Origin of the sequence: Nocardia jiangxiensis NBRC 101359, assembly GCF_000308615.1 — a bacterium.
Lineage (GTDB): Bacteria > Actinomycetota > Actinomycetes > Mycobacteriales > Mycobacteriaceae > Nocardia > Nocardia jiangxiensis.
Window position 1 is genome coordinate 86,840 of record NZ_BAGB01000013.1, and the last position, 12,408, is coordinate 99,247.

At 67.0% G+C, this 12,408-nt stretch carries 13 protein-coding genes; 8 read left to right on the plus strand and 5 right to left on the minus strand.

The genetic code is table 11. From position 1 onward, the window contains the following. Nucleotides 1-45 precede the first annotated feature (45 nt). Entirely contained in the window at nucleotides 46-1,296 is a 1,251-nt protein-coding gene (locus tag ON40_RS05035) for a TetR/AcrR family transcriptional regulator (RefSeq protein ID WP_040818976.1), read from the minus strand. Between the two features lie 778 nt (nucleotides 1,297-2,074). Between ON40_RS05035 and ON40_RS05045 the strand changes: the two genes are divergently transcribed. Both ON40_RS05045 and ON40_RS05050 read left to right on the plus strand, forming a co-directional pair. Then, nucleotides 2,075-2,518 (plus strand): SRPBCC family protein, encoded by a 444-nt coding sequence (locus ON40_RS05045; RefSeq protein WP_040818978.1) that lies wholly within the window; start codon nucleotides 2,075-2,077, stop codon nucleotides 2,516-2,518. A gap of 142 nt (nucleotides 2,519-2,660) precedes the next feature. Continuing rightward, complete coding sequence (locus ON40_RS05050; protein ID WP_040818981.1) at nucleotides 2,661-4,604, plus strand: acetoacetate--CoA ligase; 1,944 nt, start codon at nucleotides 2,661-2,663, stop codon at nucleotides 4,602-4,604. Between the two features lie 51 nt (nucleotides 4,605-4,655). On the opposite strand, the gene ON40_RS05055 is transcribed toward ON40_RS05050, so the two are convergent. Next, a complete protein-coding gene (locus tag ON40_RS05055) occupies nucleotides 4,656-5,378 on the minus strand; it encodes an ABC transporter ATP-binding protein (RefSeq protein WP_040818983.1) in 723 nt (240 codons plus the stop codon). 16 nt (nucleotides 5,379-5,394) lie between these two features. Continuing rightward, a complete protein-coding gene (locus ON40_RS05060) occupies nucleotides 5,395-6,441 on the minus strand; it encodes an ABC transporter permease (RefSeq protein WP_040818985.1) in 1,047 nt (348 codons plus the stop codon). Between the two features lie 130 nt (nucleotides 6,442-6,571). Between ON40_RS05060 and ON40_RS05065 the strand changes: the two genes are divergently transcribed. From ON40_RS05065 to ON40_RS47905, 5 genes are all read left to right on the plus strand, one after another. Continuing rightward, a complete protein-coding gene (locus tag ON40_RS05065; protein WP_040818986.1) occupies nucleotides 6,572-7,720 on the plus strand; it encodes a sensor histidine kinase in 1,149 nt (382 codons plus the stop codon). Next, nucleotides 7,720-8,358, plus strand: coding sequence for a response regulator (locus ON40_RS05070; RefSeq protein WP_040818987.1), 639 nt, complete (start codon nucleotides 7,720-7,722; stop codon nucleotides 8,356-8,358). The genes ON40_RS05065 and ON40_RS05070 overlap by 1 nt, the downstream gene beginning before the upstream one ends. Nucleotides 8,359-8,420: 62 nt before the next feature. Beyond that, nucleotides 8,421-8,849, plus strand: a complete 429-nt coding sequence (locus tag ON40_RS05075; RefSeq protein WP_040819450.1) for a PPOX class F420-dependent oxidoreductase — start codon at nucleotides 8,421-8,423, stop codon at nucleotides 8,847-8,849. Between the two features lie 158 nt (nucleotides 8,850-9,007). Continuing rightward, nucleotides 9,008-9,349 (plus strand): YidH family protein, encoded by a 342-nt coding sequence (locus ON40_RS05080; protein WP_040818988.1) that lies wholly within the window; start codon nucleotides 9,008-9,010, stop codon nucleotides 9,347-9,349. A gap of 16 nt (nucleotides 9,350-9,365) precedes the next feature. Beyond that, nucleotides 9,366-9,677: a DUF202 domain-containing protein gene (locus ON40_RS47905; RefSeq protein ID WP_051192701.1), complete on the plus strand. Its 312-nt coding sequence runs from the start codon at nucleotides 9,366-9,368 to the stop codon at nucleotides 9,675-9,677. A gap of 119 nt (nucleotides 9,678-9,796) precedes the next feature. Here ON40_RS47905 and ON40_RS05090 read toward each other — a convergent pair whose 3' ends face one another. Beyond that, the gene (locus ON40_RS05090) at nucleotides 9,797-9,985 is read right to left on the minus strand and encodes a hypothetical protein (protein ID WP_040818991.1); all 189 of its coding nucleotides are present in this window, start codon (nucleotides 9,983-9,985) and stop codon (nucleotides 9,797-9,799) included. A 2-nt stretch (nucleotides 9,986-9,987) separates the two neighbouring features. Beyond that, nucleotides 9,988-10,938 carry an Rpn family recombination-promoting nuclease/putative transposase gene (locus ON40_RS05095; RefSeq protein WP_040818992.1) on the minus strand — a complete coding sequence of 317 codons (951 nt, stop codon included), beginning with the start codon at nucleotides 10,936-10,938 and terminating at the stop codon, nucleotides 9,988-9,990. Nucleotides 10,939-11,194: 256 nt separating this feature from the next. Between ON40_RS05095 and cobM the strand changes: the two genes are divergently transcribed. Then, nucleotides 11,195-12,001 carry a precorrin-4 C(11)-methyltransferase gene (gene cobM, locus ON40_RS05100; RefSeq protein WP_051192702.1) on the plus strand — a complete coding sequence of 269 codons (807 nt, stop codon included), beginning with the start codon at nucleotides 11,195-11,197 and terminating at the stop codon, nucleotides 11,999-12,001. The last annotated feature ends 407 nt before the right edge of the window (nucleotides 12,002-12,408 follow it).

The window sequence follows — 12,408 nt, forward strand, 5'->3', positions numbered from 1 at the left end:
TCGGCAAGCGACGCAGGTCCGTTGCACCCGAAGGGGTGTCGCGATCTACTGTGCCTCGCCGAAGAGTGTCACCTCGAGCAGGCTGATGACGCGGTCCTGAGGGCAGATCCGATCGCCCTCGCCGAAGACGCGACCCAGGTCGACCACGAGGCTGAACGCGGCCTGGACCAGAATGCGGGCCTGAGCCTGGGACAGTTCCGGACGCACCTGAACCAGCAGTTTCACCCATTCGGCCACGACCAGCCGCTGGACGTTGCGCAGCATCGTGCGCTCCTCGGCCGGGACGTGGCCGAACTCCGCGTAGTACACGAAGGTCAGTTCCCGCTCGGCGAAACAGCCCACGACGTAGAGGTCGATCAGTTTCGACAGCGCCTCGGCCGGAGTGCTCGACGACGTGGTGGCCGGTCCGATCGCACCCGCCATCCGATCGGCGGCCCGCCGGAACGCGGCGGCCAGTAGATCGCTCTTACTGCGGTAGTAGCGGTACACCGCCGAGGCCGCCGACAGTTCCGCGGCCGTCGCGATGTCCTCGACGCTCACGTTCGGATAGCCGCGCTCGTGGAACAGCTCCACCGCCTTCTTCAGCAGGAGTTCGTGTTTGAACGATTGCGGGATCTCCACCGCACGCGGTGTGCGCGGATCGGCCTGGGGCTCGGGCAGATCCGCGCGGACGACCGCCCACGCGGCCGAATTCAGCACGGCTGTCAGCGGTTTCACCGGAAGGGCGGCGTGATGGTCGCCGACACTGCTGATCACGCTGAACAACGTCACCGCGCGGACCAGGCTGTCCCGGCTGCTCAGCTCCGGGCGCAGATCGTCGATCAACCGGCGCACCACCGCGATCGAGGTGCGGAACTGCTCGTCGAGGGTTTCCCGGTCGGTGTCGTCCAGATAGCGCCGCTCCCAGCGGGTCAGCGCGACCGTCGGGCGATTGGCGATGGTGTCGGCGATCATCGCGTCGATCACGTGGGCCAGGCGCTGTTCCGGGGTCCAGTCCACCGACTCGTCGGGCAGGGTGACCGTCGTGACGGTGCCCGATCCCAGCCGCAGCAGTTCCTCGCGGAACAGCGCGTATTTGCTCGGATAGTGCCGGTACAGGGCCGCGGAGGAGATGCCGAGGCGGGAGGCGATGTCCTCCATGCTCACGCCGTGATAGCCGAGGGAGCCGAAGGCGGCCGCCGAGGTCGCCGCGATCTGCGCCCGGCGGTTCTTGGGGCGGCGGCGGATCACCCGGTCCGGCTTTCCGGTCGTCGATACCTCTGCTGAGTGCGCGGTATCGCGCTGACCTCGGCTCACAGTGCTGGCCTGTCTTTCGGTGACGGCGTGCGCGCGCCGGATTTCGGTGTGCGCACGCGGCTGGCGGGTAGCCGTCGCGGTTGGTTCACCGCCGTGGCATTCCCGGAATGTTCATGATCGCCATGGTAGCTAGCAGGCGGTATGCCGCCTTCCCGTGCTACCGGCGGTCGTCGTTTCACAACCGTGGTACCGCTGGAACCGGGTGTCGTCGCCAGCGGAGAGTGGACCTCGTCGACCAGCCGGCGACCGCCGTCCTTCTCCGGGCGCATCGAGATCGACAGCTGTCCGGGTTCGGGTTTGCCCTGCGTACCGAGGCTGGTGGTCGATGCCGTGGCCGATGATTCGGTGGTGTCGGATGATCAACGGCAACCGGCCTACGCAGCACGCCGGAGTTCGCCATATCGGCGGTCACCTGGAAGGTGCGCGCAAAGGGATTGAACCGCAACACTTCCCGGCCCGGATAGCCCGATCCGGTCACCGGTATCAGGATCAGTCCGATATCGGCCGGATGACGCGCTGGCGCACCAGTCATAGCCACAGCGGCGGATTCATCGCGCACCGCCGATCCATGTGCTGATGCACGACGTGCGCAAGCGGATGCGCAAGCATCGCGCTATGATCTGAAAAGCCTGCTGTCACAATCTGTTACGTCATCGCACCGGTCGCGGGCCGGTCTCGAAACCGCATCGATTCGGCTCGCTGCCCTGGCTCGCCGGGGGTAGCGCATCGTAGGCTGCGCTGCGAGTCCCGCCCCCCCTGATGAACGGAGTCCCGATCGATGCGCACGGTGAAGCTGGAGCGCACCATCCGGGCACCCCTCGCCGATGTATTCGAATGGCTCACCGACGCCACGAATTTCCAGCGAGTGCCGATCATCCGGCGGGTGACGCCGGTGCGGCCGGGCAATCTCGTCGAGCACGGTGTCGGTGCGGTGCGGCTGCTGGTGACGCCGCTGGTCCGGGTCACCGAGGAGATCGTCGAATACGACCCGCCGCGCCTGATCCGCTACAAACTGCTCAGCTCCTACCCGCCGATGCGAACCCAGGACGGCTGCCTGGAGTTCAAGGAGACCGAGGGCGGCGCCTGGATTCGCTGGACCGCCCACTTCGAGGTCGACGCACCGCTTTTCGCCGATCTGTGGACCGCGGGGATGGCGCCGATGGTTCTCGGGGGGATTCGCAGTGTGCTCGGCACCGCCGAGAAGGAGCTGCGGCGGCACTGAGCGGTGTTTCGGCATGTCGCGCGTGTTCTGCGCCGCGCGCGGGGTGGTGGGCGGACAATAGCTGGTGCGTGCTGCGGGACCGCCGGGAGTGCGGGCCGGCGGGCGTGCGATGGATTCCCCCTGTGCAGGAAGGTGGAGGGTGATGCAGCCGCAGTGGGTGCCTGAGGAGAGTGCTGTCGCGAGGGCGCGGATCACCGATTTCGCGCGATTCGTGACCGGTCGCACGGGGATCGAATTCGCGGACTACTACGCGTTGTGGGAGTGGTCGGTTCGCGATCCGGCGGGTTTCTGGGGTGCGCTGTGGGAGTACTTCGATCTGGGGCCGACGCCGGAGCAGGTGCTCGCGAATGCGGATATGCCTGGGGCGCAGTGGTTTCCGGGGATACGAGTGAATTACGTGGATCAGGTCGTGCGGCAGGCGCGAGCCGATCGACCGGCCATCGTCTCGGCCACCGAGGACGGCGAGCTCACCGAGCTGTCCTGGGGGGAATTACTCGGCCGGACAGCGGCATTCGCGCGGACACTACGCGCGCAAGGGGTCGCGCCCGGTGATCGGGTGATCGGCTATCTGCCCAATATCGCCGAGGCGGTGATCGCCTTCCTGGCCGCGGCATCGATCGGTGCGGTGTGGAGCGCCTGCGGGCAGGACTATTCGGCAAAGGCCGCGCTGGATCGGCTCGGTCAGCTCGAACCGGTGGTGCTCGTGACCGCCGACGGCTACCGGTACGGCGGAAAGGTCCACGACAAGCGCGCGGACATCGCCGCGCTGCGGGCGGGCCTGCCGGGGTTGCGGGCGACGGTCGTGGTGTCCCGGCTGGGTGGCGAGGTGCCCGATTCGCTGGATTGGGCACGGGTCAGCGCGCCCGGCGATATCGAAATCGCCACGGAGTCGGTGGAATTCGATCATCCGCTGTGGATCCTGTTCTCCTCGGGGACCACCGGTCTGCCCAAGGGGATCGTGCACGGCCACGGCGGCGTGCTCGTCGAACATCTGAAAGCGACTGCGCTGCAATCGGATATCGGTCCGGACGATGTGTTCTTCTGGTACACCAGCCCGTCCTGGATGATGTGGAACTTCCAGGTCGCCGGACTGCTGGTGGGCGCGACGATCGTCTGCTACGACGGCAGCCCGGCCTATCCGGCGCCGGATGCGCTGTGGGACATTGCCGCTCGTACGCGTACCACCGTGCTGGGCACGAGTCCCGGTTACGTGCTGGCCTGCATCAAGGCGGGCGTGCGGCCCGCGCGGGACCATGATCTGACGGCGCTGCGCACGGTCGGGATCACCGGGGCCTCGCTACCCGAACCCTCCTCGTTGTGGCTGGGGGAGAACGTCGGTGAGCATGTGCAGGTGTCCTCGATCAGCGGCGGTACCGATGTGGTCTCGGCGTTCATCGGTGGTGCGCCGAACGTTCCGGTGTGGCCGGGTGAGCTGTCGGTGCCGTTCCTGGGCGCGGCGGTGGACGCCTGGGACGAATCCGGAAAACCCGTGCGCGGCGAGGTCGGCGAGCTGGTGATCACCGCGCCGATGCCGTCGATGCCGATCCGGTTCTGGCGCGATCCGGACGGATCACGATATCGCGCAGCGTATTTCGAGATGTTCCCCGGCGTCTGGCGGCACGGCGACTGGATCACCGTCACCGATCACCGCAGCGTCGTGGTGCACGGCCGGTCGGATTCGACGCTGAACCGGCACGGCATCCGGATGGGCTCGGCCGATATCTACCAGGCCGTGGAATCGCTGCCGGAGATCGCCGAAACCCTGGTGATCGGCGTCGAACAACCCGGCGGCGGCTACTGGATGCCGCTGTTCGTGGTTCTGGCCCCCGGTGCCGAACTCACCGACGAACTCCGCGAACGGATCGGATCGGTGATCCGCACCGAGGTCTCTCCGCGCCACGTCCCGGACGAGATCATTCTCGCCCCCGGCATTCCGCACACCCGCACCGGCAAGAAACTCGAGGTGCCGATCAAGAAACTCTTCCAGGGTGCGGAAGCCGCCCGCGTCGTGGAACGCACCGCCGTCGATGACCCCGACCTGTTGGACTGGTACAGGGCGGTCCGGATGCCGAAGGCCACCGAATAGAGCAGAGGCCGCGGCGACGCGTTCAGCGCGATGGCGCGCTGTAATGATTTGTCAGGCAACGAGTTCTGTGGTGTCGGCGGTGAGTTTTCCATCGACCATCCGGTATACGGCGTCCATCCGCTGGAGGTGGGCGCGGTCGTGCGTGACCAGGAGGGTGGGGGCGGCGTGGTCGCGGACGATCCGCAGGATGAGGTCCATGACGGCGATGCCGCGTTCGGTGTCCAGAGCGCTGGTGGGTTCGTCGATGACGAGCAGGGCCGGGTCGTTCATCAGGGCGCGGGCGATATCGATGCGTTGCCGTTGGCCGCCGGAGAGCTGGGACGGGCGTTTGTGTTCGTGTCCCGACAGCCCTACGGCGTCGAGGAGATCTCTCGCTCGGGAATGTATTTCGCGGCGTCGACGGTGTGTGGCGGTGCGTCGGCCGCCCAGGTGGGCCATCACCTCGAGCTGTTCGGCGGCGGTCAGAGCGGGGATGAGGTTCGGTTGCTGGAAGACGATGCCGATCCGTTCGCGTCGCAGGGTTGCCGCCTCGCGGCGGTTCAGGGCGGCCAGATCGACCGTGCTGCCGTCGGTTTCGAGGAGTACGCGACCGGAGTCCGGGCACAGCAGGGTGGATGTGACCGCCAGCAGGCTGGATTTACCCGAGCCGGAGGGGCCGGTGATGGCGGCGATCCGGCCGCCGTCCACCCGCAGATTCACCGAATCCAGGGCGGTGATGCGTTCGCCGCCATCGGGATAGGTGAGGGTGAGGTTGTCGACGGTCAGTGTGGTCATCGAGAGCTCCTGTGGTTCAGCGTGTCTGGTTGAGCGCGGTGAGCGGGTCGGCGGTGGCCAGGAAGCGCAGGGCGACCCCCGCGCCGAGCAGACCCAGGCCGATCAGTGCCGCGCCTGGTGCAAGAGTCGTTGCGGCGCTGAGGATGAACGGCACCGTCGTGCCCAGCGCCGCCCCGGCGAGCGCGGTGATCGCCAGACCGATGCCGACGCCGGTCAACAGCACGATCAGTGCCTGGCCGAGTGCATCGGCGATGAGCGAACCGGTGGTCGCGCCCAAGGCTTTCAATGTCGCGATATCGGGGGTGCGCTGAATCGTCCACACCGTGAAGAAGGCCCCGATGACCAGCGCGGATATCGCGTACAACAGGATCGTCATCAGAGTGAGCGAGCCGTTCTCCGCCCGGTAGGAGCCGATCGCCTGGAGTGCGCCGGAGGCGCTGGTCGTGCTGGTGTGCGCGGCGGCGTTCACCCTGCCCGCATCGGATACCTGCGAGGTGACGAGGATCGTGGCGGCACCGCCGCGGGGAGTGGCGGACTGCCAGTCCGCGAGCGTCATCCAGACGACCGGGGAGTGCGCGTACCAGTCGTCGTCGCCGATCGCGGTCACGGTGAACGTGGTATTCCCGAGTGTGATGCGGTCACCGGCCGTGGCGGACAGATCTCTTGCGGCGGGCGCGCTCAGCACGACCGATCCCGGTGCGGTTGCCGATCGGTTGCCGAATGCGGGGCCCGTGGTGCCGAACAGCGCCACCTGCGCGGGCGGACCGCCGTCCCGGGTGGCCTGGGCGTGGCTGATGCCGACCGGGTCGGCGTGCGCGGCCCGCTGCCAGGTCCGCACCTGATCCGGAGTCAGCGCGGAGGAGTCGAAGGAGGGGGTGGTCCCGGAGTTCGCGAAGACGACGGTGTCGCCGGACATCTTCCGCAGGGCGGAGATGTTCTGGTGGGCGAGTCCGGAGGTGAGTCCACTCAGGAAGCTGACCAGCAGGGCGACCATGACCACGACCAGTGTGATGAGCGCGAATCGGCCGCGCGCGGCCCGCAGATCTCTCAGTGCGACGAACATGTTCCCACCGTGCCCGGATTCGGGGCTCGGTTCATCGGGCGAGCGAACGAACCTGCGACCAGCCGAGGATGGGTGTCCGATTCCATCTTTCGATGGATGCCGTCGATGTAACCCCGCATAAGCTGACAGGGTGCACCGCTCTCCGCTGACTCCCGTCTTCGCCGCACTGCAGGCTGCCCTGCATGTGCTGATGGTGGCGTTGACGGCCTACGTGATGGTGCGTGCGCTGGTGCCGGGTGGGCAGCACCGGATCGCGGTGGTGGTGCTGGCGGTGCTGTTCCTGCTCACCTATTTCGGCGGTGCGATGCTGCGGTCACGGCCCGTCGCGGCGCGGGTCTGGCTCGGTGCGCTGACGGTGTTGTGGCTGGGTCTGGTGGCGTTGGCGCCCGAGGCCATCTATCTCGTCTTCGGATTGTTCTTCCTGTATCTGCATCTGCTGCCGCGGTTCTGGGGGCTGATCGCGGTGCTGGCCGCGACGGCGGTCTCGGTCGTCGGCTTCGCGTTGCACGAGGGCTGGACGGCGGGCGGGGTGATCGGGCCGGTGCTGGGTGCGGCCGTCGCGCTCGCGATCGGGTTCGGTTATCGGGCGTTGTATCGGGAGGCCGCGGATCGGCAGCAGCTCATCGACGAATTGCTGGCCACCCGCGCCACGCTCGCCGAACGTGAGCGCACCGCCGGAAAACTGGCCGAACGGCAGCGGCTGGCTCAGGAGATCCACGACACGGTGGCGCAGGGCCTGTCCAGTATTCAGATGCTGCTGCACGCGGCGGAAGGGGTCGCGCCGGATCATCCTGCGTTGCAGAAGATTCAGCTGGCGCGCGAGACCGCCGCGGATAATCTCGCCGAGACCCGGCAGTTGATCGGCGATCTCACCCCGGCGGCTCTGGAGGGGCAGTCGCTGGCCGGTGCGCTCGAGCGAATCGCTCAGCGGGCCAGTGCACCCGGGCTCGACGCGCACGTTCTGGTGGAGGGGGAGCCGGAGCGGTTGCCGATGCCCGTCGAGGCGGCGCTGGTGCGCGTCGCGCAGGGGGCGGTATCCAATGTGGTGCGTCATGCGCACGCGCAACGGATGCGAATCACCCTCACCTACGGCGAGGACGGGGTGCACCTGGACGTGGTCGACGACGGAATCGGCATCGCCCCCGAGGTTTTCGCGCAGGGGACGTTCGGCCTGAACGCGATGCGCAGTCGCGTCGAACAGCAGGGCGGCAGTATGGATGTGGAATCCGAATCCGGGCACACCGCTGTCACCGTCTCGTTCCCCTCCTCGGTGGCATGATGAATTCCACTGGCGGAGAGAAGATCCGGCTGCTGCTCGCCGACGATCACGCGATCGTTCGGGCCGGACTGCGTGCTCTGCTCGACGCGGCGCGGGACGTCGAAGTGGCCGGCGAGGCGGCGACCGCCGAGGAGGCTGTATCTGCCTGTGCCGCAATGCCTGTCGATCTGGTGCTGATGGATCTGCGGTTCGGCCCCGGGAAATCCGGTGTGGACGCCACGGCGGCGCTGCGCGCGCTGCCCGATCCGCCGAATGTACTGGTGGTCACCAACTACGACACCGATGCCGACATCCTCGGCGCCATCGAGGCCGGGGCCTGCGGTTACATCCTCAAGGACACCCCGCCCGGTGATCTGCTGGCCGCGGTGCGCGCGGCCGCGTCGGGGGAGAGCGTGCTGTCGCCGTCGGTGGCCTCGCGGCTGATGACCCGCGTCCGAAAACCGGATACGACGTTGAGCCCCAGGGAGATCGAGGTGTTGCGACTGGTCGCCGAGGGGCATTCCAACCGGGAGATCGGCCGCGGCCTGTTCCTGAGCGAGACCACCGTGAAATCCCATCTGGTGCACATCTACGCCAAGCTCGGGGTGAAGTCCCGCACCTCCGCGGTGGCGCGCGCCCGCGAGCGCGGCGCGATCTGAGCGATCCGGGCGGCAGCGCCCGGTTGCCGCGGAATGTCACCGTGCACCCTTACGCTGTGCAGATGGCCCTCACACTCGCTGACCCGCAGGTGCGTGAATTCCTCTCTCACGGCACACGCACCGGAAAACTCGCATTCGTCACCGCCGACGGCCGACCGGTGATCAATCCGGTGTGGTTCATCGTCGAGGGTGCGGAACTGGTCTTCAACACCGGTAAGGACACCGCCAAGGGCCGGGCGATCGCCCGCGATCCGCGCCTTGCGCTGTGTGTCGACCTCGAGGAACCGCCCTTCGGGTACGTGCAGGTGCAGGGGGTGGCCGAGGTGTCCGAGGATCCGGCCGAATTGCTGCGCACCGCGACCGCCATCGCCGCTCGTTATATGGGTGCCGAGCGTGCCGAGGAGTTCGGCGCGCGCAACGGCGTACCCGGTGAACTGGTGGTGCGCATCCGCCCGGCCAAGGTGCTCGGCGGTTTCGATATGACCGGATAGCCGCGCATCCGCGACCCTCCCAGGGCCACAGAAGTTTCCGCGACCCGAGATCAGGCGGTGATGGTGAACTCGACGGACCGGCCTCGCTCGGCGACGACCGTGGCGGGCGTATTCCCGGGCTGTTCGCGGCCCGGTGCGTCGTGTGGGGGAGCAGGGTGATGTCCTCCGGTCCCGGCGACCAGCTCGACTATCGGTTCACCCTCGCCAACGAGCGCACCTTCCTGGCCTGGATCCGCACCTCGCTGGGCCTGCTGGCCGGCGGCGTGGCGGTGCACACCCTCGTGCAGCCGTTCCATCATTCCGGATTGCGGCGGGTCATCGCGGTCAGCTGCATCGTGCTTGCGGTGATCGTGGCCATCGGCGCTTACCGGCACTGGCGCAATGTGGAGGACACGATGCGTCGCGGCGAACCGCTCACCGGCACCGTCATGGTCGCGCTGCTGGCGGTGGGTATCGCGGTGGTGTCGGTGCTGGCAGCTCTCGCGGTGCTGTTCGAATGATGCGGTCGATCGGCCGATGACCCCCGACACCGGCATGGCCCGGGAACGGACGGCGCTGTCATGGCGCCGCACCGCTGTCGCATCGATGGCCACCGCCGCACTGTTCGTCAACCACGCCGTGGTCAGCGGATGGCGCCACTCGGCCGCGGCCCCACTGGTCGCCGCCCTCATGCTGATCGTCCTCGCCACCATGAGCTTTCAGCGCAGTCGCGCGCTGCACCACGGCGAACTGGGCCGTTCCCGCATCGAAGTCACGCTGACCGCGACCGTGGTCGTCCTGGTCTGCGCCGTCGCCCTCCTGATCGGCCTGAGTGGTCCCCCGCGGTAGCCGCTTCGTCGACAAGTCGACTACGACCGATTTTCCCTGCGATACGCTCGACTCTGGTTGTCGCACAACCGAAGTCAGCGAAATTCTGACAACTTCCGCACCCCTCGAGCCTTACCTGGTCAGGCGAAGACGCCGTCGATAGTCACGGCAGTGAGGGTGCGTCGGCACCAGTTTTCGAGGTCTGGGATGGTGGCTTCGCGGATGATGCGGAAGACCGATTGGTCGAGGTCGCCGAACTTGATGGTGAGGAGGAACACGAGCAGGGCCTCTGTCTGTCCTGCCGCGCGGAGCGCATCTTCGGTTGTCATGCTCAGCTGAAGACCGCGTCGATGGTGTCGGCGGTGAGGATGCGTCGGCTCCAGGTTTCGAGGTCTGGGAGGGTGGCTTCGCGGACGGTGCGGCGGACCGATTCGGAGGTGCCACCGAATTTGGTGGTGAGTTGATCGAGCAGTGTGGCTGCGCGTCCTTCTGCGCGGAGCATGTCGCCGGTTGTCATGGTGGCCTCCTGGGCTGCTGGTCCGAGTCGGTCGATGATGGGTTTCATGCGGGTAAAGGGGGTGTCGGCCATTTTGATTATGTACTTCAGGACGGCGTTGAGGTCGTTGATGCCGTGTGGGCCCTCGAACATTGCGGTGAGGGGGGTGAGGATGAGTGAGAGGACCTCGTCGAGGGTGGTGCTGCCGGGGGCCTCCTTCTGCAGGACGAACATTATGCCGATCATGGGGGTGAGTGGTCGCCGTAGGAGAGTTGGCGGGTCGGTGGTGGTGAGGTCGTCGACCTGGTAGCGGAAATGGGGGAGGCAATCGGCGAAAGCGTCCGGGACGGGGCCAGTGTCCAGGAGGTCCGCGATATCCAGTGCTGCATTCCAGCGGGTGTTCGTGCGGGATGCGTAGATGACCAGCGGGATCACGACCGGGAGGCGCTTGGCCTCCTGGTGGGTCTGGAGGTGGTGGTTCCAGATGTTGATCGTGTACTCGAGCATCCGCAAGGCCATGAAGTCGTCGACTCGGCTCTGGTGCTCGACCAGGACGTGGATGTAGCCATCGTGGCCGTCTATGCGGGCCTGGAAGAGGACATCGCTGCGGCGATCGCGCAGTTCGGGGGAGACGAAACTGTCCTTGCAGACTGTCAGGGTGTTCCAATTCACCGCTGCGACAATCTTTTCCGGCAGGACGGCGCGTAGCTCGGACGCGGCGTCGGCAGGGCGGGTGAAGACGTGCCGGAAGAAGGCGTCGTGCGGATTCGACGGAATGGTCCCCATGGGCGGCAACGGTAGCGGGGAATTCGATGGATGGCGAACTTTGAAAAGTACCGAAATATGTTGTGCAGAAAGGTATTTCGAGCTTCTGGCAGTTTGTGAAATGGGCGCGTTCAGGGTGGTCTGTTTCAGAGTGATCTCGTCGGAAATGCCGCGTTGACGCGGCGGCGGTGACGCAGTTGTGACGTCGCTCGTCCGGCAGGGCTGTGCGGGGTGGTAGCCGGTCGACGCGGTGTTGAGGCCGCCTACACTCGCCCGCATGACCGTGCACTTCATCGGGGCGGGCCCCGGGGCCGCTGATCTGCTGACGCTTCGTGCGGCGCGGTTGATCCGGGAGTCGCCGGTCTGTCTGTATGCGGGGACGTATCTGGATCCGGAGGTGCTGGCGCAGTGTTCGCCGGGGGCCGAGTTGGTGGATACGCAGGGGCTGGATCTGGATCGGATCATCGAGCACTGTGCTCGGGCCGATGCGGCGGGACTGGATGTGGCGCGGCTGTGCTCGGGGGATCCGTCGTTGTATTCCGCGCTCACCGAGCAGACCCGGCGGCTGGACGCGCTCGGTATCGCGTGGGATGTGACGCCGGGGGTGCCCGCGTACGCTGCGGCGGCCGCGGTGCTGGGGGCCGAGCTGACCGTTCCGGAGCTGGTGCAATCGGTGGTGCTCACCCGGACGCAGGCGCGCTCCACCGCCATGCCCGAATCCGAGGCGCTGGCCGGGTTCGGGCGCACCCGCGCGACGCTGGTGCTGCATCTGGCGATCACCCGAATCGGGCCGATCGCCGCGGAACTCACCGCCGAATACGGCTCGGACTGTCCGGTCGCCGTGATCTATCGCGCGAGTCAGCCCGAGCAACTGGTGCTGCGCGGCACCCTGGCCGATATCGCGGATCGGGTCGCCGAGGCCGGATTGCGGCAGGCCGCGGTGATTCTGGTCGGCGGTGCGGTGGGCGTCCCCGCGGAGTGCGCGCAGTCGCATCTGTACGATCCCGCCCGGGACCGGAGTCGACCGTCCGCGCCGGTCGCCTCGGCCGCGTCGGAGTCCGGGGGCGGGCAGGTGCGGTTGTGAGTTGTCCCAACCATCGGCCGCGTCACATTCGCCAGGGGTCGAGCGCGGGCGGCGCGAAATCGTGAGCGTTACCATCTCCCGATGGGAATCTACGTGGGGGCGAACACCATGAGCTGATCTGATGTTTTGTGGCTATGAACCTTTTTGGTCCTACACGGGATGCGGACGGTAGATTGGTTCGGTGTTCATCAGTGAGGTTCGACGGAGGGCCGTGCCGTGGCCGGCGAGCGTGGTCGGGTCGATGTAACAAGATCGGCCCGAGCGACGGATAACTCCTTTGAACACGTATGTCTGATTGAAATTCGAAGTGAGCCCCGACCGCTGGACGCCATGCTGGGACAGATGTGCGTTCGCGTCGGTGTGCCATTGGGGAGCACTGCAGGGTGTTCCGGAAGTGAGGTTGCGGG

Coding starts and splice junctions, on each gene's coding strand:
- ON40_RS05045 (WP_040818978.1), top strand. CDS start 2,075: ATGCGCACGGTGAAGCTGGAGCGCACCATCCGGGCACCCCTCGCCGAT.
- cobM (WP_051192702.1), top strand. CDS start 11,195: ATGACCGTGCACTTCATCGGGGCGGGCCCCGGGGCCGCTGATCTGCTG.
- ON40_RS05060 (WP_040818985.1), bottom strand. CDS start 6,441: ATGTTCGTCGCACTGAGAGATCTGCGGGCCGCGCGCGGCCGATTCGCG.
- ON40_RS05075 (WP_040819450.1), top strand. CDS start 8,421: ATGGCCCTCACACTCGCTGACCCGCAGGTGCGTGAATTCCTCTCTCAC.
- ON40_RS05080 (WP_040818988.1), top strand. CDS start 9,008: ATGTCCTCCGGTCCCGGCGACCAGCTCGACTATCGGTTCACCCTCGCC.
- ON40_RS05090 (WP_040818991.1), bottom strand. CDS start 9,985: ATGACAACCGAAGATGCGCTCCGCGCGGCAGGACAGACAGAGGCCCTG.
- ON40_RS47905 (WP_051192701.1), top strand. CDS start 9,366: ATGACCCCCGACACCGGCATGGCCCGGGAACGGACGGCGCTGTCATGG.
- ON40_RS05070 (WP_040818987.1), top strand. CDS start 7,720: ATGAATTCCACTGGCGGAGAGAAGATCCGGCTGCTGCTCGCCGACGAT.
- ON40_RS05050 (WP_040818981.1), top strand. CDS start 2,661: ATGCAGCCGCAGTGGGTGCCTGAGGAGAGTGCTGTCGCGAGGGCGCGG.
- ON40_RS05095 (WP_040818992.1), bottom strand. CDS start 10,938: ATGGGGACCATTCCGTCGAATCCGCACGACGCCTTCTTCCGGCACGTC.
- ON40_RS05055 (WP_040818983.1), bottom strand. CDS start 5,378: ATGACCACACTGACCGTCGACAACCTCACCCTCACCTATCCCGATGGC.